This window comes from Parapusillimonas granuli, assembly GCF_013416525.1.
In the GTDB taxonomy this organism is placed as follows: domain Bacteria; phylum Pseudomonadota; class Gammaproteobacteria; order Burkholderiales; family Burkholderiaceae_B; genus Parapusillimonas; species Parapusillimonas granuli.
On record NZ_JACCEM010000015.1, the window covers coordinates 43,119 to 60,883 of the forward strand.

At 65.4% G+C, this 17,765-nt stretch carries 16 protein-coding genes; 13 read left to right on the forward strand and 3 right to left on the reverse strand.

Going from position 1 to position 17,765, the window contains the following annotated elements; genetic code table 11:
* Nucleotides 1–3 precede the first annotated feature (3 nt).
* Nucleotides 4–1,737, forward strand: coding sequence for an FAD-binding protein (locus H0A72_RS20770; RefSeq protein WP_343060232.1), 1,734 nt, complete (start codon nt 4–6; stop codon nt 1,735–1,737).
* Complete coding sequence (locus tag H0A72_RS20775) at nt 1,734–2,342, forward strand: glutathione S-transferase (protein ID WP_180158431.1); 609 nt, start codon at nt 1,734–1,736, stop codon at nt 2,340–2,342. The genes H0A72_RS20770 and H0A72_RS20775 overlap by 4 nt, the downstream gene beginning before the upstream one ends.
* Here H0A72_RS20775 and ligD read toward each other — a convergent pair.
* Together ligD and ku are read right to left on the reverse strand one after the other, a co-directional pair.
* Nucleotides 2,299–4,734 carry a DNA ligase D gene (gene ligD, locus H0A72_RS20780; protein WP_180158432.1) on the reverse strand — a complete coding sequence of 812 codons (2,436 nt, stop codon included), beginning with the start codon at nt 4,732–4,734 and terminating at the stop codon, nt 2,299–2,301. The two genes, H0A72_RS20775 and ligD, sit on opposite strands and share 44 nt — an antisense overlap.
* 5 nt (nt 4,735–4,739) lie before the next feature.
* Entirely contained in the window at nt 4,740–5,891 is a 1,152-nt protein-coding gene (gene ku / locus H0A72_RS20785; RefSeq protein ID WP_180158433.1) for a non-homologous end joining protein Ku, read from the reverse strand.
* A 132-nt stretch (nt 5,892–6,023) separates the two neighbouring features.
* Between ku and H0A72_RS20790 the strand changes: the two genes are divergently transcribed.
* From H0A72_RS20790 to H0A72_RS20805, 4 genes are read left to right on the forward strand one after another with little or no spacing between them, the layout of a single operon-like run.
* Nucleotides 6,024–7,322: an imelysin family protein gene (locus H0A72_RS20790; protein WP_180158434.1), complete on the forward strand. Its 1,299-nt coding sequence runs from the start codon at nt 6,024–6,026 to the stop codon at nt 7,320–7,322.
* A gap of 21 nt (nt 7,323–7,343) precedes the next feature.
* Nucleotides 7,344–8,855, forward strand: coding sequence for a di-heme oxidoreductase family protein (locus tag H0A72_RS20795; protein ID WP_180158435.1), 1,512 nt, complete (start codon nt 7,344–7,346; stop codon nt 8,853–8,855).
* Nucleotides 8,852–10,030 carry an imelysin family protein gene (locus H0A72_RS20800; RefSeq protein ID WP_343060234.1) on the forward strand — a complete coding sequence of 393 codons (1,179 nt, stop codon included), beginning with the start codon at nt 8,852–8,854 and terminating at the stop codon, nt 10,028–10,030. The genes H0A72_RS20795 and H0A72_RS20800 overlap by 4 nt, the downstream gene beginning before the upstream one ends.
* Nucleotides 10,020–11,135: a DUF1513 domain-containing protein gene (locus tag H0A72_RS20805; RefSeq protein WP_180158462.1), complete on the forward strand. Its 1,116-nt coding sequence runs from the start codon at nt 10,020–10,022 to the stop codon at nt 11,133–11,135. Before H0A72_RS20800 ends, H0A72_RS20805 begins: the two co-directional genes overlap by 11 nt.
* A 55-nt stretch (nt 11,136–11,190) precedes the next feature.
* Here the strand turns inward: H0A72_RS20805 and H0A72_RS20810 are convergent, their stop codons facing one another.
* Nucleotides 11,191–11,487 (reverse strand): hypothetical protein, encoded by a 297-nt coding sequence (locus H0A72_RS20810; protein WP_180158436.1) that lies wholly within the window; start codon nt 11,485–11,487, stop codon nt 11,191–11,193.
* Nucleotides 11,488–11,625: 138 nt separating this feature from the next.
* Here H0A72_RS20810 and H0A72_RS20815 point away from each other — a divergent pair, with 138 nt between their 5' ends.
* The 7 genes from H0A72_RS20815 to nuoF all read left to right on the forward strand — a co-directional run bounded on the left by H0A72_RS20815 (nt 11,626) and on the right by nuoF (nt 17,756).
* Nucleotides 11,626–12,765, forward strand: coding sequence for a porin (locus H0A72_RS20815; RefSeq protein WP_180158437.1), 1,140 nt, complete (start codon nt 11,626–11,628; stop codon nt 12,763–12,765).
* A gap of 243 nt (nt 12,766–13,008) precedes the next feature.
* The gene (locus H0A72_RS20820) at nt 13,009–13,368 is read left to right on the forward strand and encodes an NADH-quinone oxidoreductase subunit A (protein WP_180158438.1); all 360 of its coding nucleotides are present in this window, start codon (nt 13,009–13,011) and stop codon (nt 13,366–13,368) included.
* A 108-nt stretch (nt 13,369–13,476) separates the two neighbouring features.
* Nucleotides 13,477–13,953: a NuoB/complex I 20 kDa subunit family protein gene (locus H0A72_RS20825; RefSeq protein ID WP_130008530.1), complete on the forward strand. Its 477-nt coding sequence runs from the start codon at nt 13,477–13,479 to the stop codon at nt 13,951–13,953.
* 38 nt (nt 13,954–13,991) lie between these two features.
* Nucleotides 13,992–14,603 carry an NADH-quinone oxidoreductase subunit C gene (locus H0A72_RS20830; protein WP_180158439.1) on the forward strand — a complete coding sequence of 204 codons (612 nt, stop codon included), beginning with the start codon at nt 13,992–13,994 and terminating at the stop codon, nt 14,601–14,603.
* 3 nt (nt 14,604–14,606) lie between these two features.
* Complete coding sequence (locus H0A72_RS20835) at nt 14,607–15,863, forward strand: NADH-quinone oxidoreductase subunit D (protein ID WP_180158440.1); 1,257 nt, start codon at nt 14,607–14,609, stop codon at nt 15,861–15,863.
* A 34-nt stretch (nt 15,864–15,897) separates the two neighbouring features.
* Entirely contained in the window at nt 15,898–16,392 is a 495-nt protein-coding gene (gene nuoE / locus H0A72_RS20840) for an NADH-quinone oxidoreductase subunit NuoE (RefSeq protein WP_180158441.1), read from the forward strand.
* Nucleotides 16,389–17,756 carry an NADH-quinone oxidoreductase subunit NuoF gene (nuoF, locus tag H0A72_RS20845; RefSeq protein WP_180158442.1) on the forward strand — a complete coding sequence of 456 codons (1,368 nt, stop codon included), beginning with the start codon at nt 16,389–16,391 and terminating at the stop codon, nt 17,754–17,756. Before nuoE ends, nuoF begins: the two co-directional genes overlap by 4 nt.
* Nucleotides 17,757–17,765 lie beyond the last annotated feature (9 nt).

Sequence of the window (17,765 nt, forward strand, 5' to 3'; positions counted from 1 at the left end):
ATCATGATGGACGCCATACGCTGGGACTTCTCCTTCGACGTGGTCGTCGCCGGCTCCGGCGCCGCCGGCATGTCGGCCGCGCTGACCTCGCACTTCGAAGGGCTGGAGGTGCTGATCGTCGAGAAGGCGGCCAGGATGGGCGGGTCGACCGCCGTATCGGGCGGCGCGGTCTGGATTCCGCTCAACGCCGATTCCGCGGGGGCCGGCCACCCCGACAGCCACGAAGAGGTCTGGGAATATTTGTCCGGCACGGTGGGCGAGGCGTCGCCCGCTGACATGAAGCGCGCCTTCCTGCGCGCCGGGCCGGCCATGTACGACTACATGGCGTCGCGCGAAGCCTTCAAGCTGGCGGCGCGAACCTATTCCCCCGACTATTACCCGGACCTGCCCGGCGCCGCGATGGGCGGGCGCGCCTTGGATCCAGTGGAATTCGATGGCAGGAAGCTGGGCAAGCGGTTTCGCGAACTGCGCGATCCGCTGCGGGAATTCCTGGTGCTGGGCGGCATGATGGTCAACATCACCGACGTCCATCATCTGCTGGGGGCGGGCCGTTCGCCGAAGTCTTTCCTGCACGGCGCGCGCCTGGTGCTGCGCTACTGGGCAGACCGGCTGCGCGGCTATCATCGCGGCACGCGCCTGCTGCTGGGCAATTCCCTGGCAGCCCAGCTGTTCCACTCGGTCGTCCGGCAGGGCGTGCCTTACTGGCTGGAGTCTCCCATCCGCGCCATACACCAGGACGGCTGGGGGCGGGTCCTGGGCGTGGCGGTGGAGCGCCGGGGCGCTGTCGTCAACATCCAGGCGCGCAGGGGCGTGGTCATCGCGACCGGGGGCTTTCCCTGGAACGAAGCCTTGCGCGGCCAGCACTACCCCAAGCCGACCGGCCCATGGTCCATGGCGCCGCGCGACAACGAGGGCCAGGGCATAGAGCTCGCCCTGGCGGCGGGCGCGGCCATGGGCACGGGCCACGTGTCGCCCGCTTTCTGGGCGCCGGTTTCCATACTCGAACGCAGGGAAGGCGGCCCGCTGCGCTATCCCCACCTGGTCTGGGACAGGGCGAAACCGGGATTGATCGCGGTCGATGCATCGGGCAAGCGCTTCGTCAACGAATCGGCCTCCTACCATGAATTCGTGAAGGCGATGTATGGCGCCGACCCGGCGCCCGCCATTCCCGCCTACCTGGTCTGCGACCACGATTTCATCGAAAAATGGGGGCTGGGGCTGGCGTTGCCGGGTGGAAGGCCACGGCGGCACTTGATCGACGCAGGCTACCTGATACGCGGCGACAGCCTGGAAGACCTGGCGCGGCGGCTCGGCCTGGATGCGGCGGCCTTGTCGGCGACCGTGAAGCGCTACAACGACATGGCGAAGGACGGGGTGGACTGGGATTTCGGCAAGGGCGGCACCGCCTACAACCGCTACCTGGGCGCGCCGGGCCACCTGCCCAATCCCTGCCTGGGCCCGCTTGCGAAGCCGCCCTTCTATGCGGTCCGGGTGTACGCCGGCGATATCGGCACGGCCTGCGGCATTTCCGTCAATGAACACGCTCAGGCATTGACGGCCGAGGGCGCGACGATTCCCGGCCTGTATGTGGTCGGCAACGACATGCAATCGGTCATGGGTGGCGCCTACCCGGGCCCAGGTATTACATTAGGGCCTGGACTCACATTCGGGTGGGTCGCGGGCCGGCATCTGGCCCGCGCTTACAGCCAACAACATCAACAGGAAAACCAGTCATGAAGATTTATTTTTCACCCGCATCGCCTTTCGTCCGCAAATGCATGGTGGTCGCCGCCGAACTGGGCCTGGCCGGCCAGATCGAAAAACTGCCGAGCGCGGCGAACCCGGTCACCCGCGACCAGACCATCGTGGCCACCAACCCCTTGGGGCAGGTGCCGACCCTTCTTACCGAAACCGGCCAGGCCCTGTACGACAGCCGCGTCATTTGCGAGTATTTGAACCACCGCGGAAACGGGGAGATCTTCCCGTCCGACCCCGCGCGCCGCTGGCAGGCGCTGACGGAACAATCGCTGGCCGACGGCATCCTGGACGCCGCGCTGCTCACTCGCTATGAAAAGGCCGCACGTCCGGCGGAATTCCAATGGGAAGGCTGGACCAAGGGCCAGATGGAGAAAATCGCCAGCGGGCTCGGCTATTTCGAGAAAACCATCGCGGGCAAGGCCGGCGTCGTGGACATCAGCACGATATCGCTGGCCTGCGCGCTCGGCTACCTGGACTTCCGTTTCCCGGACTACGACTGGCGCGCCTCGCACCCCGCATTGGCCAAATGGGAAGCCGATTTCACTCAGCGTCCCTCCTTGCGCGACTCGGCGCCGCACGCTTGAGCATCCGCGCCGCGCGGGTCAGGGTGGCGGCGGCCTTCGCATAGCCCATCCAGGGCGTATTGCCTTCGCCCAGGCGCTCGCGTATGTTTTCCAGGCGCCAGTGCTGCGGGCCTTCCAGGCTTGCCACTTCGTCCCAGCGTATGGGAACCGAAACGCCCATGCCGGGCCGGGCCCGCAGCGACCAGGCGCTGACGGTGGTCGCACCGAAGCCGTTGCGCAGGTAGTCGATGAAGATCTTCCCGACGCGGTTGCGCGGCCCGCTGCGCGCGCTGAAGTGGCGGGGCAGGGTGCGGGCAAGGTGCGCGACCACATCGCGCGAGAAGGACTTGACCGTGTCCCAGTCGTGGCGCCGCTGCAGCGGCACCACGACGTGCAGTCCCTTGCCGCCGCTGGTCTTGATGAAGCCGGTCAGCTCGAGCTCGTTCAGGAAGGCGCGCAGTATCAGCGCCGCTTCCTGAACGGCCGGCCAGGCCACGCCCTTGCCCGGATCCAGGTCGAAAGTCATGCGGTCGGGCTTCGCGATCAGGGTCTTGCGCGCATTCCAGGTGTGAAATTCGATCACATTCATCTGCGCGGCCGACAGCAGGCCCTCCGGCCCGGGGATCTCCATCAGCGGGTCGTGCCCGGGGTCGAGTTCCCGGGCAAGCTCGCGCACACCGGGGATCTTGGCGGGCCCCAGGTGCTTTTGAAAAAACATCTGGCCCGTGACGCCGTCCGGCGCGCGCAGCAGCGACACCGGCCGGTCTTTCAGGTGCTCGATCAGCAAGGGGGCGGCGTCGGCGTAGTAATCGACGACGTCGATCTTGCGGGTGCCGGTCGTCGCGTCCACGATGCGTTCGGGGTGGCTCACTCGGGCGGACCGAGACGTGGTCTTCTTGGCAGGCATGCTGGTTTCCCTGGAAATGGAGCGCGGGGGCTTGTCGTTGCGCAGCCCGTGGAAGACGGCGTGGCGTATGCGGCCGGAGCCGGTCCATTGCGCGAAAGACACTTCCGCCATCAGGTCCGGCCGCACCCATAGGGCGCCTTTTTCGGTCCCCGCCGTGGAGGCGAGCGCGCTGCGCGGAGCCCGGACCGCTTCCAGCCGCTTGCGCAGCGCGGGCAGGGATGCGGCGCGGAAACCGCTGCCGACCTTGCCGGCATAGCGCAGCTTTCCGTTCTCGTCGTGCACCGCCAGCAGCAGGGCGCCCACGCCGATGCGGGTTCCGCGCGGCTCGGTATAGCCCACGACGACGAATTCCTGGCGGTGGCCGCACTTGAGCTTGATCCAGTCCAGCGACCGGCCCGGGACGTAGAAGGAGTCCTTGCGCTTGCCGATCAGGCCTTCCAGACCCAGCCGGCAGGCCGAATCCAGAAGATCGGCGGCCGGGACGTTGAAGCTTTCGCTGAAGCGGATGCGGGTATCGGCCGGCGCGCCCGATCGGTCCAGCAGCTCCGCCAGGCGTTCGCGGCGCCAGACCAGGGGGCGGCGGCGCTGATCCCGGCCCTGGGAATAGGGCAGGTCGAACAGGTAGTAGACGACGGATTCCGGCGAGCCGTTGTCGAAGGAGCCTTGCAGCGCCTGGAAGTCCGGGACGCCGTCCGCGTTCAGGACGACGATTTCGCCGTCGTACCAGCCGTCGGGCAGGCGGCCGGCGGCTTGCGCCAGCGGCTTCAAGCGCCGTGTCCAGTCCAGCCCGCTGCGGGTATACAGCCTGGCCACGCCGCCCGCCACGCGCGCCAGCACGCGATAGCCGTCGAACTTGGCTTCGAACAGCCATTGGTCCGCGTCGGCCGGCGGGGCATCGACCAGCGTGGCGAGCTGGGGCTGCAGCGTGGCGGGCAGGCTCGCGTCCGGCGCGGCTTGCGGCCCGGCCACGCTGTCCGGCATTTCGTCGACGATGCTGAAGTCGCCGGACGGGCGGGCGTGCGCATCGTTTTCCTTGATCAGCAGCCAGGGCGGGTTTTTCTCGCTTTTGCCGCGCATTCTTACCAGCGTCCAGCCGCCGCGCAGCTTGCTGCCTTCCAGCGTGAATTTCAGCTTGCCTTCCCGGTATCCGCGCGCCGCGTCGCCCTTGGCTTTCCATACGCCCTGGTCCCAGATGATGACTTTGCCCGCGCCGTATTGCCTGGGCGGAATCGTTCCTTCAAAGTCCTTGTAGGCAATGGGGTGGTCCTCGACGTGCACGGCCATGCGCTTGTCGGCCGGATCCAGGCTGGGGCCCTTGGGCACGGCCCAGCTCTTCAGGCTGCCGTCCAGCTCCAGGCGAAAATCGTAGTGCAGCCGGGTCGCCCAGTGCTTCTGCACGACGAAGACGGGCGCTTCCGTACCGGCGACGCCGCCCGCGCTGGGTTCGGCGGTCCGCGAGAAATCGCGCATCGAACGGTATTGGCGCAGCGGATCCTTCTTCGGCATGGCGGTCACGCCGCTTTCGCGCCGTTCCTGTGCGCCGCGCCGCGAGGCTTGGCGGCCGTTTTCCCGGCGGCGGATTTGCCCGTGGGCTTGGCGGTGGATTTTGCGGCGGATTTGGCGGACGGTTTGGCGGCGGACTTGGTGGAAGCTTTGGCGGCTGACTTGGTGGAAGCTCTGGCAGCGGACCTGGCGGCCGATTTGCCGGCGGGCTTGCCCGCGCCTTGGGCGGCTTTCGCGGCCCCTGCCGGCCGCCGGGCGGCGGTTTTTGCCCCCGTCCTCGGCGCCGCCTTGACGGAGGCCGGCTCGCGTTCCGCGGCGGCTCTGCGTTGCGTTTGCTTGCGGGCGCCGCCCGGGCCTTTGTTGAGGCTGCGCTGCAGCATCTCCGTCAGGTCATAGATGCGGGCGCTGGGCGCGGCTTCTTCCATCGCCTCGGCGCCGGCGACGGCATGCAGCTCGCCGGCTTCGGCCTTCTCCTTGACCAGCAGAATGATCTGTTCGCGGAAGGAGTCGGAGAATCCGGCGGGTTCCCAGGCGCCGCTCATGCTGTCGACCAGTTGTTCGGCCATGCCCAGCTCCTTGGCGCTCAGTCCGTTGGCTTTGATGCCTTTCTCGGGAAGGTTCAGGTCCTCGGTGCCGCGCAGCTCGCTTTCCCAGCGCATCAGGTTGAGGATCAGCGCGCGCCCGCAGGCCATGACGACGGCCAGGTGCTGGCGGGTGTGGATCACGACTTTGGCGATCCCCGCCTTGTCGTTCTTGGCCAGCACTTCGCGCAGCAGCGCATACACTTTCGCGCCCTTGTTGACCGGCGCCAGGTAATACGGGCGTTCCAGATAGGCGAAGGGGATGTCGTCGATCGGCACGAAGGTTTCGATCTCCACCGTCTGCGTGGTCTTGGGGTAAGCGGCGGCGATTTCGTCCGGCGACAGCACCACGTACTGCCCATCCTCGTACTCGATGCCCTTGACGATATGCTCCTTCTTGACCTCTTTGCCGGTCACCTTGTTGACCCGCTTGTATCCGACGGGCTCCATGCTGCGCTCGTCCAGCCAGTCGAAATCCAGGTCCTGGCTTTCCGTCGCCGAATACAGGGCGACGGGGATATGGACCAGACCGAAAGAAATCGCGCCTTTCCAGAGGGCGCGCCTGCCGCCAGCAGCCATATGCCGTTCCTTGCCGAGAGTGTGCGGTCACGCAGCAAGTTCCATGCCGGCGGCCCGCGGATCCGCCCGGCGGGGCTTTTGTTAATGAAAAGCGTTTACAATTGCGCTTTGCTTCCGTGTCAGGGGAAAATCATGCGCAAATGGCTGTTGACCAGCGGTCTGGGGATCGCAATGTTCGGCATGGCCGCCCACGCCGACGTCACGCCGTCCGCCGTGCTCGAAACCTATGCCGACATCGCCCTGGCGGAATACGAAGACGCATTGTCCACCGCCAAGACCTTGCAGGCGGCCGTGCAGGAATTGGTGGCCAAGCCCAGCGCCGCCTCGATGGCCGCCGCGCGCAAGGCCTGGCTGGACGCGCGCGTCCCCTACCAGCAGACCGAAGCCTATCGTTTCGGCAATCCCATCGTCGACGACTGGGAGGGCAGGGTCAACGCCTGGCCGCTGGATGAAGGCCTGATCGACTACGTCGACGCGTCCTACGGCACGGATTCCGACGCCAACGCCTATTACGTCGTGAACGTCATTGCCAACAGGCAGCTGAAAGTCGGCGGAAAATCGGTGGACGCCGGCCGCATCGACGCCAGGCTGCTGCGCGAAGTCCTGCACGAGGCCGACGGCAACGAAGCCAATGTGGCGACCGGCTACCACGCGATCGAATTCCTGCTGTGGGGCCAGGACTTGAACGGCACGGGCCCCGCGCCGGACGGCCGCCGGGGCACGCCGCAGGAGCGGCATGCGGGCAACCGGCCTCATACGGACTACGACGTGCGCCATTGCACGGGCGGACATTGCGACCGGCGCGGCCAATACCTGCAGGTGGCGACCGACATGCTCGTGTCCGACCTCGAGGAAATGGTGGCCAACTGGAAGGGCGGCGGCGAAGCGCGCCAGACCGTCCAGGAAGACGCCCAGGCGGGCCTGGTCGCCATGCTGACCGGCCTGGGCAGCCTTTCCTACGGCGAGCTGGCGGGCGAGCGCATCAAGCTGGGGCTCATGCTGCATGATCCCGAAGAAGAACACGATTGCTTTTCCGACAACACCCACAACTCGCATTTCTACAACCAGGTCGGCATGATGAACGTCTATCTGGGTGAATACCAGCGGGTGGACGGCACCCGGGTGCGGGGGCCGTCGCTGTCGGATCTGGTCCGCGGGCGCGACCCGGCGCTGGACCAGGAAATGCGCGCCCGCCTGGACGAGACGCTGTCCGCCATGCGAGCCATGAAGAACAGGGCGGAGCAGGTCGAAACCTACGATCAGATGATCGCCCAGGGCAATGCCGAGGGCAACGCCGTGGTGCAGGCCGTCATCGACGCGCTGGTGGCGCAGACGCGCAGCATAGAGCGCGTCGTGACAGCGCTGGACCTGGGCCGGATCCAGCTGGAAGGCTCGGACAGCCTGGACAACCCGTCCGCCGTCTTCCAGTAGGCGCCCCCGGCGGCGAACAGCGTGCACCCCTCCGCCTTTCTCGCCTGCCTGCTGGCCGCCTGCGCGGGCTGGGCCGCGGCGGCCGAGCCGCCGCGCGCCGACCTGTCCGACGAAGACCGCTCGCGCGTCCGGCGCGTCACGGCGCCCGCCACGCAATTCGAGCGGGCGGAGTCTTTCGAGGCCATGCAGGGCGGCGCGGGCACGGTCCGCAAGCTGATCAACCCCGATATTTTCTCGCATCCCGCCGCCAACCTCGATTTCGCGGGCCGCCAGGACTTCATGGTCGGCAACGGCCTGTTCCGCAAGGATTGGGTTTCCTCGCCGTCCTCCACCCAGGCGTCGGACGGCCTTGGGCCCTTGTTCAACGCGCGGTCGTGCCAGGCTTGTCATGTGAAGGACGGCCGCGGCTCCGTTCCGGGCTTCGATCCCCTGCAGCAGGCCGACGCCGTGGCCCTGCTGCTGCGGCTGTCGCTGCCGGACACCGCCCAAGAGGCCCGAGAGCGGTTGAAAAACGCCGGCAGGCGGATGATTCCCGATCCGGTGTACGGCCATCAGTTCCAGCCCTTCGCCGTGGCCGGCTTGCCGGCGGAAGGGGAGATCCGCATCTCGTATCGCGAGATCCCGGTCGACTTGAACGGCGAAGCGCCGGCATCGCTGATGGCGCCCAGCTATGAGCTGGGGAAGCTGGGCTATGGGCCCATGCACCCCGACGTGCGCATCTCCCCGCGCCTGGCGCCGCCCATGCCGGGCTTGGGGCTGCTGGAAGCCATTCACCCGGACGATATCCTGGCCAATGCCGCGGCGGAGCGCGGAGACGGCATTTCGGGCAGGCCCAATTGGGCGGTCGATCCCGGCACGGGCGGGCGGATCTTGGGCCGCTTCAACTGGAAGGCGGCGGAGCCCTCGGTGGCGCGCCAGTCGGCCAAGGCTTTTTCGGGCGACATGGGTTTGTCCTCGCCGCTGTTCCCTGACCATTACGGCGATTGCACGCCGCTGCAGCAAGCCTGCCGCGCCATGCCTCACGGGGCGCAGCCGCATCTGGGCGAGCACGAAGTGCCGGGGCGCTTGATGGACCTGGTGGCCATCTATGCGCTCAATCTGGCCGTGCCGCAGCGCAGGGAGGTCGACGACGCGCGCGTGCTCGCCGGGAAAAAGCTGTTCTACGAGGCCAATTGCATCGGCTGCCACGTGCCCAAGTACGTGACGCGGCGCGATGCGGACCGGCCCGAGCACCGCTTCCAGCTGATCTGGCCCTATACCGACCTGCTGCTGCACGACATGGGCCCGGGCCTGGCCGACGGCGTGGAGGAGGGCGAGGCTTCCGGGCGCGAATGGCGCACCCCGCCTTTGTGGGGCATAGGCCTGACGAAAGTGGTGAATCCGGCCGCGACGTGGCTGCATGACGGGCGGGCGCGCAGCTTGCTGGAAGCCATACTCTGGCATGGGGGCGAGGCGCAGGCGGCCCGTGACCGCGTCCGCGCCATGACGCCCGCGCAGCGGGCGGACTTGATACGGTTTCTGGAGTCCTTATGAGCCCGTGGAAAATATGCTGCGGCGTGGGGCGATGGGCGGCGGCAGCGGGCGGCTTGGCGGCGCGCGCGATGGCGGCGGCGCCGGCGATGCAGGCGGCGGTGAAACCGGCCGTGGCGCTGGCGGTGTCGTTGGCATCGTGGGCGCTGCCGCTTGCCGCGCCGGCGGTCCGGGCCGCCACGCTGCCTCCCGATCTGGGCGAACGTCTGCTGCAAGCCTATATACAACCCGCCATGCGCGAATTTCACGATTCCACCCGCGCTCTGCAAGAGGCGCTGGATGCGCACTGCGCCCGGCCGGCCGCGACGACCAGCCAGGCCGTGGGCCGCGAGTTCGCCGCCGTGGTGCGCGCCTGGTCGTACATCGAGTTCCTGCGCTTCGGCCCGCTGATGGAACAGAACCGCTACGAGCGCGTTCATTTCTGGCCGGATCCCCGAGGCGTCGTCTTGCGGCAAGTGCGCCAGCTCGTCGACGGCACGGGTGAAATGCCCGACGTCGCGGCGTTGGCCACGCAAAGCGTGGCGCTGCAGGGCTTGCCCGCGCTGGAATACCTGCTCTATAGAGAGCACGGCCTGCTGTCGCAGCCGGCCGCCGCCCCGCGGCGCAGCTGCGGCCATGCCCAGGCCGTGGCCGGCAACCTCGCCGCCATCGGCGCCGAACTGGCGGCCGAGTGGCGCGCGGACAGCGAATTCGGGCGTCAATTCGTGCAGCCCGCGCCCGGCCGGGCGCTGTATCGCGATCAGCGCGAAGTCGCGTCCGAGGCCTTCAAGGCCTTGTCGACCGGATTGCAATTCGCGCGTACCGTCAAGCTGCAGCCGGTCCTGGGCGCAAGCGCCCAGGACGCCAGGCCGCGCCGGGCTCCGTTCTGGCGCAGCGGGCTGGCGGCCAGGTCGCAGCAATGGGGAATCGACGGCCTGTACCGATTTTACGTTGCCGGCGCCTATGCATACCGGCGGGACGAGCAATGGATGGACGAAGGCGTGCGCGGCGAGCTGCTGCGCGCGGCGCAGGGCTTCGAGGCGTTTCCCGCCTGGGAGGAAGGCTTGCACTCCGCTGAAGGCCATCGGCGCCTGCAGCTGGCTTCATTGGTCTTGAAGAATGCAAAAGACATCATCGACGAACACGTGGCGCCGGCTTTCGGCGTGAGGATAGGCTTCAATGCGCTCGATGGGGATTGAACGGCGCCGCTTGCTGTCGGCCCTTGCGCTGGGCGGCCTGTGCGCGGGCCTTGGGCCGCGGGCGTCGGCCCAAGGCCGGCCGCGGGACGGCGCGCTTTATCTTGCCGCAAGAAAGAACGGCGGCCATTACGAAATGGCGCTGTTCGACGGGCGGGCGCGCGACCGCCTGGCCGTGGCCCTGCCCGGCAGGGGGCATAGCTTCGCCATAGACGGCGAGCGGCGGCGCTGCGTCGTCTTTGGCCGCCAGCCGGGCTATTTCGCGATGGCGGTGGATCTCTACCGCGAACGCGAGCCGCTGGTCCTGGACGTCGCGCCGGGGCGCCACTTCTACGGGCATGGCGTGTATGCCCCGGACGGCCGGCGCTTGTACGCGACGGAAAACGACTATGAAGCAGGGCGGGGCGTGGTGGGCGTATACGATTGCGCGGCCGGCGGGGGCTACCGGCGCCTGGGCGAATACCCCACGGGCGGCGTCGGCCCGCACGAAGCCGTGCTGTTGCCCGACGGGCGCACGCTGTGCGTGGCCAACGGCGGCATCCTGACGCATCCCGATTACGGCAAGCTGCAGCTCAATGCCGACACCATGCGGCCTTCCCTGGCTTATCTGGATCTTGCCACGGGCGAACTGGCGGAGCAGGTCTTCCTGGACGACGCGCTGAACCGCCTTTCCATCCGGCACCTGGTGGTGGACGGCGCCGGCCACGTGTGGTTCGCCTGCCAGTACACGGGGCCCGGAACCCGCCAGCCCCCGCTGCTGGGGCGGCACCGGCGCGGACGGGCCGCCGAACTGTACGCGGCGCCGGGCGATACGCAGCGCGCCATGAGGAACTATATAGGCTCGCTTGCCTATGACCCGCATAGCGGGCTGGTGGCGGCGACCAGCCCGGTGGGCGGCGTGACGGTGTTCTGGGACGCGGCCGGCGGCCGCTGCGTGGGCGCTTGCGCCGTGTTCGACGGCTGCGGCGTCGCGGCGGCGCCGGGTGGCGGCTTCCTGATCAGCAGCGGCGACGGCCGCCTGGCAAGAGCCGCGCCGGACAATGGCTTCGCGCTTGCCGATCCGGTCACGCGCGGCGTGGCCTGGGACAACCACCTGCGCCGCGTCTAGGGCCCGGCAGCGTCGACGGGCCACGGCGCGGGCGCCGGTCGCGGCGATCGTTACATTATCCAGGAATGCGTCGCGGCGTACAGGCTCCGGAAAGGTGAATTTTCGCTATTTTTTGCGGATCCAGGCAGGTAAGCCATTGAAAAACGTGCGATTTTTCCATGCCGGGAGGATCCGTAAAAGCATCAATAAAAACAGGTGCTTGCGGCGCATACTTAAAACCGTGCTTAAAGCAAAAACGAGGGCCTGCGCTGTCGTGTCGCCGCCACAAAAAAGCCTCGGGTAATCCCTTACTTTTTGTTTCTCCCGAGGCTGTTCTGTTGTTGTTAGCCAACAGAGACAGCGAAAAACGCATCTTTTGCTGAACCGGTCGTAGCCATGGGGCCGGAATTTTGATGCAATAGCAGCAACTTCCCATCGCGGAGTTAGAAAGAGCAGCAGCACAGTTTGGTAGTCGCTGCTCTAGTTACTCAAATCTACGGAGATTTCTTACATGAAAAAGACTCTGCTCGCTGCTGCTCTAGTCGCCGGCTTCGCTGGCGTTGCTCAAGCAGAAACGTCGGTTACCCTCTACGGTATCCTGGACGGTGGTATTGGCTATCAACAAGTCAAAGGTAACACCAGCTACTCGGCTAGCCGCACTGGCGCGACCGATTCCAAAGCGACCAAGACTGGCATGATCAACGGCGTTCAGTCCGGCAACCGTTGGGGTCTGCGTGGTACCGAAGATCTGGGCAATGGCCTGCAAGCCATTTTCCAAGTGGAAAGCGGCTTTGATCTGGGCACCGGCCAACAGGCTCAGTCCAGCTCCAGCACCAACAGCGATCGCCTGTTCGGCCGTCAAGCCACCCTGGGTCTGCAAAGCGACGCATGGGGCCGTCTGGACGTCGGTCGTCAAACCAACATCGGTTCCAAGTACTTCGGCGCGATCGATCCGTTCGCCCAAGGCTTTGGCCAAGCCAACATCGGTGCCGCCTTCACGGCCGTCAACACCGTTCGTTGGGACAACATGATCATGTATCAAACCCCCAGCTTCTCGGGCTTCCAGTTTGGTGCAGGTTACTCCTTCCGTACCAGCGGCACGCAACAGTTCAAGATCAGCGGCAACGACGATCCCAACAACCGCGGCATCACCACCGGTCTGCGCTACGCCAACGGTCCTCTGACCGCTGCTCTGAGCTACGACCAGACCAAGACTTCCTCGCAAGGCTTCACGGTCCGCGCCTGGAACCTGGGCGCAGCGTACGACTTCGAAGTCGTCAAGCTGCACTTGGCTTATGGCCAAACCCGCAATGGTCTGTTCGCGGCTGAAAGCTTCGGCAGCCAACTGCCCACCGGCCAAATCAACGCCGAAGGCCTGAAGATCAACTCCTACCTGGTTGGTCTGTCCGCTCCCCTGGGCGCTGGCAAGATCCTGGCTTCCTGGCACATGGCTGATCCGCGCAGCAACCCCGATGCATGGAACGGCACCGATCTGGACACCGACAAGCAGCAAACGTACAGCCTGGGCTACACCTACGACCTGTCCAAGCGCACCAACGTGTACGCTCTCGGTTCGTACACCAAGCACGCCCAGTTCCTGCCCGATGCCAAGTCGACCGTCATCGGCGTCGGCCTGCGTCACCGCTTCTAATCGGTTCGCATAGCTCGCTATGCACCGAGTCGGCCCGGTTTTCCGGGCCGATGCAAAAAGCGGCAAGCCAGGCTTGCAGCAAAAAGCCACCCCTCGCGGGTGGCTTTTTGCTGCGCGCTTTTTCCTAGTGAAGAAAGGTTTGCGCGCGGTCATAAACTTGTTTCCGTTCAGGGACTTTCAGCCGAATGACGCGCTCGAAATGCTACAATCCGAGAGTTTATTTATTGTGATTGGACGCCCCGGATGAATCTGCAACAGTACTTTCCCGTTCTGCTGTTTATTATCGTTGCGACGCTGATAGGTTTTGCGCTGCTTGCCGCCGGACGCCTGCTTGGCCCGCATCGGCCCTATGAAGAAAAGCTGTCGCAGTACGAATGCGGCTTCGAAGCCTTCGGCGACTCGCGCATGAAATTCGACGTGCGTTATTACCTGGTTGCGATCCTCTTCATCATGTTCGATCTGGAAATCGCATTTTTGTTCCCATGGGCCATCGCCAACGGAACCGTCGGGCTGGTCGGCTTCTGGACCGTCATGGTGTTTCTTGCCATTCTCACCGTGGGCTTCATCTACGAGTGGAAAAAAGGCGCGCTCGATTGGGAATAACGGCCGGCCCTGAAGCGCAAGGCTTCGGGCCGCTCGCATGGCGGTGACGCCGCTTGTGTTTTTGTCGGTGCGGGTGCCATGCATCCGGCTGACCTACGAGGCAAATATATGGCTATCGACGGCATTATGAAAGAAGGCTTTATCACCACCAGCGCAGACAAGTTCCTGAACTGGGCCAAGACGGGCTCGCTGTGGCCCATGACCTTCGGTCTTGCCTGCTGCGCGGTCGAAATGATGCACGCGGGCGCGGCGCGCTACGACCTGGACCAATTCGGCATTATTTTCCGCCCCAGCCCGCGCCAGTCCGACCTCATGATCGTGGCCGGCACGCTGTGCAACAAGATGGCCCCCGCCCTGCGCAAGGTGTACGACCAGATGGCCGAGCCGCGCTGGGTGGTGTCCATGGGCTCCTGTGCCAACGGCGGCGGCTATTACCATTATTCGTATTCGGTGGTGCGCGGCTGCGATCGCATCGTTCCAGTCGACGTCTACGTGCCCGGCTGTCCTCCCACGGCCGAGGCCCTGGTCTACGGCCTGCTGCAAATGCAGAACAAGATCCGCCTGACCAACACCATCGCGCGCTAAGCCGCCCGGCCGCCGCTCTTAACGTTGAACTTAGAGATATGACTAGGCTCGAAACGCTACAAAACAACCTGCAGGCCGCTTTTGGCGAATCCGCCACGCTCACGCTGGCCCTCGACGAGCTCACGCTCGTGGTGCCGGCCAAGGACTGGGTCGATGCCTGTACCGCCTTGCGCGATACGCCGGCCCTGGGCTTCGATACCTGCATCGACCTTTGCGGCATCGATTATTCCGCCTGGGGGGCGCCCACCCACGTGCCCGACTACAGCGTGCATCCCCATCGCTTCGCGGTGGTCCTGCACCTGCTGTCGGTCAAGAACAACACGCGGCTGCGCGTGCGGGCCTACATCGAAGACGAGGAATTCCCCGTCATCGCCTCCCTGGTCGACGTCTGGCCGGCCGTCAACTGGTACGAGCGCGAAGCCTTCGACCTGTTCGGCATCATTTTCGACGGCCACCCCGACCTGCGCCGCATCCTGACCGACTACGGTTTCATCGGGCACCCCTTCCGCAAAGACTTCCCCTTGTCGGGCAACGTCGAGATGCGCTACGACACCGAGCAGAAGCGGGTCATCTATCAGCCCGTCACGATCGAACCGCGCGAGATCAACCCGCGCGTCGTACGGGAAGAAGGCTACGGAGCGGGGCGTTAAAGCATGGCTGACATCAAGAACTACACACTGAACTTCGGTCCTCAACACCCGGCCGCCCACGGCGTGCTGCGCTTGGTACTGGAACTGGACGGCGAAGTCATCCAGCGCGCCGATCCGCACATCGGCCTGCTGCACCGGGCCACCGAGAAGCTGGCCGAGCACAAGACCTTCCTGCAGGCGCTGCCCTACATGGACCGCCTGGACTACGTCTCCATGATGTGCAACGAGCACGCCTACGTCATGGCGGTCGAGAAACTGCTGGGCATCGAGGTCCCGCTGCGGGCGCAGTACATCCGCGTCATGTTCGACGAAATCACCCGCCTGCTCAACCACCTGATGTCGCTGGGCTCGCACGCGCTCGACGTCGGCGCCATGGCCGTCTTCCTGTACGCCTTCCGCGAACGCGAAGACCTCATGGACTGCTACGAAGCGGTTTCCGGCGCGCGCATGCATGCGGCCTACTACCGGCCGGGCGGCGTGTATCGCGACCTGCCCGACGCCATGCCGCAGTACGGCCAGTCCAGCAAGTACCGCGGCGAAAAGGAATTGCGCGCCATGAACGAGGCGCGCTCCGGCTCGCTGCTCGATTTCATCGAAGACTTCACCAACCGCTTCCCCACCTGCGTCGACGAATACGAAACCCTGCTGACCGACAACCGCATCTGGAAGCAGCGCCTGGTGGGCGTGGGCGTCGTCGACCCGGACCGCGCCAAGGCGCTGGGCTTTACCGGCCCCATGCTGCGCGGTTCCGGCGTCGAATGGGACTTGCGCCGCACCCAGCCCTATGAAGTCTACGACCGCCTGGAATTCGACATCCCCGTCGGCGTGAACGGCGACTGCTATGACCGCTACCTGGTGCGCGTGGCCGAAATGCGCGAAAGCAACCGGATCATCCGGCAGTGCGTGGAATGGCTGCGCAACAACCCCGGCCCGGTCATCGTGGACAACCACAAGGTCGCTCCGCCTCCGCGCGAAAAAATGAAGACGGGCATGGAAGACCTCATCCACCACTTCAAGCTCTTCACCGAAGGCATGCACGTGCCGGCCGGCGAAGTCTATGCGGGCGTCGAGCACCCGAAGGGCGAGTTCGGCATCTACATGGTGTCCGACGGCGCCAACAAGCCTTACCGCATGAAGATACGCGCGCCCGGCTTCGCCCACCTGCAGTCCATGGACGAAATGGCGCGCGGGCACATGATCGCCGACGCCGTCACCATCATCGGCACGCAAGACATCGTGTTTGGCGAAATCGACCGTTAACGGCGCGAGCCAAGGTAAAAACCGGATTCAAAATATGCTGCTTTCCGAACAAGCCTATCAGAAAATCGACCGGGAGCTCACCAAGTTCCCCCAGGACCAGCAACAGTCCGCCATCATGGCGGCGCTGACCATCGCACAGGAAGAGAAAGGCTGGGTATCCACTGAAGTCATCGAAGACGTCGCCGCCTATCTGCGCGTGCCTTCCATAGCGGTACAGGAAGTCGCCACCTTCTACAACATGTTCAACACGCATCCCGTGGGCCGCTTCAAGATCACGGTATGCACGAACCTGCCCTGTGCCTTGCGCGACGGCGTGAAGGCGGCCGATTACCTGAAGCAGAAGCTGGGCATCGATTTCCACGAGACCACGCCCGACGGCCTCTTCACCCTGATGGAAGGCGAGTGCATGGGCGCTTGCGGCGATTCGCCGGTCATGCTCATGAACAACCACCACATGTGCGTACGCATGTCTCCGGAAAGGATAGATGCCATGATCCAGGAACTCAAACAGCACGGGGAGTCGGCATGAGCGCGCCCGGTCTGTTGCAGCGGTTTTCGGAAGGACTCACGCCCAACCCGGGCGACGACCTGTCCACCAGCATGATCTTCCACGGCCGCCACATCAACCCCCAGATCGTCGCGGGGCTGGACGGCTCGAACTGGGGCATTGAAGACTACGTCAAGCGCGGCGGCTACGAGGCCCTGCGCAAGATCCTGACCACGGGCATGACGCCCGACGACGTCATCGCCGAAGTCAAGGCCTCCAGCCTGCGCGGCCGCGGCGGCGCGGGCTTTCCCACCGGCCTGAAATGGAGCTTCATGCCGCGCACGCTGCCGGGGCAGAAGTACCTGGTGTGCAACTCCGACGAAGGCGAGCCGGGCACCTTCAAGGACCGCGACATCCTGCGCTTCAATCCGCACATCGTGATCGAAGGCATGGCGATCGCCGCCTACGCCATGGGCATCACCGTGGGCTACAACTACATCCACGGCGAAATCTTCGAAATCTACGAGCGCTTCGAACGCGCCCTGGAACAGGCGCGCGAAGCCGGCTTCCTGGGCGACAACATCCTGGGCTCGGGCTTCAACTTCCAGCTGCATGCCTTCCACGGCTATGGGGCCTACATCTGCGGCGAAGAAACCGCCCTGCTGGAATCGCTCGAAGGCAAGAAGGGGCAGCCGCGCTTCAAGCCGCCGTTCCCCGCCAGCTTCGGCCTGTACGGCAAGCCCACCACCATCAACAACACGGAAACCTTCGCGGCCGTGCCCTGGATCTTCCGCAACAGCGCCCAGGAATACCTCGACATCGGCGTGCCCAACGCCGGCGGCACCAAGCTGTTCTCGGTTTCCGGCGACGTCGAACTGCCCGGCAACTACGAAATCCCCCTGGGCACGCCGTTCAGCAAGCTGCTCGAGCTCGCCGGCGGCATGCGCGGCGGCCGCAAGCTCAAGGCGGTGATTCCGGGCGGCTCCAGCGCGCCCGTGCTGCCGGCCGACATCATGATGCAAACCAACATGGACTACGATTCCATCGCGAAGGCCGGTTCCATGCTGGGTTCGGGCGCCGTCATCGTCATGGACGAAACCCGCTGCATGGTGAAATCCCTGCTGCGCCTGTCCTATTTCTATTACGAGGAAAGCTGCGGCCAGTGCACGCCCTGCCGCGAAGGCACGGGCTGGCTCTATCGCATGCTGGCGCGCGTCGAAAACGGCCAGGGCCGCCCCGAGGACCTCGACGTCCTCGACAACGTCGCCCACAACATCATGGGCCGCACGATCTGTGCGCTGGGCGATGCCGCGGCCATGCCGGTACGCAGCTTCATCAAGCATTTCCGCGACGAGTTCGCACACCACATCGAGCACAAGCGCTGTGTGGTGCCCAAATATCTGTAGGGTCAGGAC

What these genes read in the sequence shown, in the direction of transcription:
- nuoF (WP_180158442.1), top strand. Translation starts at nt 16,389, where the DNA reads ATGAGCGCGCCCGGTCTGTTGCAGCGGTTTTCGGAAGGACTCACGCCC.
- H0A72_RS20815 (WP_180158437.1), top strand. Translation starts at nt 11,626, where the DNA reads ATGAAAAAGACTCTGCTCGCTGCTGCTCTAGTCGCCGGCTTCGCTGGC.
- H0A72_RS20800 (WP_343060234.1), top strand. Translation starts at nt 8,852, where the DNA reads ATGAGCCCGTGGAAAATATGCTGCGGCGTGGGGCGATGGGCGGCGGCA.
- H0A72_RS20790 (WP_180158434.1), top strand. Translation starts at nt 6,024, where the DNA reads ATGCGCAAATGGCTGTTGACCAGCGGTCTGGGGATCGCAATGTTCGGC.
- H0A72_RS20825 (WP_130008530.1), top strand. Translation starts at nt 13,477, where the DNA reads ATGGCTATCGACGGCATTATGAAAGAAGGCTTTATCACCACCAGCGCA.
- H0A72_RS20770 (WP_343060232.1), top strand. Translation starts at nt 4, where the DNA reads ATGATGGACGCCATACGCTGGGACTTCTCCTTCGACGTGGTCGTCGCC.
- nuoE (WP_180158441.1), top strand. Translation starts at nt 15,898, where the DNA reads ATGCTGCTTTCCGAACAAGCCTATCAGAAAATCGACCGGGAGCTCACC.
- H0A72_RS20775 (WP_180158431.1), top strand. Translation starts at nt 1,734, where the DNA reads ATGAAGATTTATTTTTCACCCGCATCGCCTTTCGTCCGCAAATGCATG.
- H0A72_RS20835 (WP_180158440.1), top strand. Translation starts at nt 14,607, where the DNA reads ATGGCTGACATCAAGAACTACACACTGAACTTCGGTCCTCAACACCCG.
- H0A72_RS20805 (WP_180158462.1), top strand. Translation starts at nt 10,020, where the DNA reads ATGGGGATTGAACGGCGCCGCTTGCTGTCGGCCCTTGCGCTGGGCGGC.
- ligD (WP_180158432.1), bottom strand. Translation starts at nt 4,734, where the DNA reads ATGCCGAAGAAGGATCCGCTGCGCCAATACCGTTCGATGCGCGATTTC.
- H0A72_RS20820 (WP_180158438.1), top strand. Translation starts at nt 13,009, where the DNA reads ATGAATCTGCAACAGTACTTTCCCGTTCTGCTGTTTATTATCGTTGCG.
- H0A72_RS20810 (WP_180158436.1), bottom strand. Translation starts at nt 11,487, where the DNA reads ATGCGTTTTTCGCTGTCTCTGTTGGCTAACAACAACAGAACAGCCTCG.
- ku (WP_180158433.1), bottom strand. Translation starts at nt 5,891, where the DNA reads ATGGCTGCTGGCGGCAGGCGCGCCCTCTGGAAAGGCGCGATTTCTTTC.
- H0A72_RS20830 (WP_180158439.1), top strand. Translation starts at nt 13,992, where the DNA reads ATGACTAGGCTCGAAACGCTACAAAACAACCTGCAGGCCGCTTTTGGC.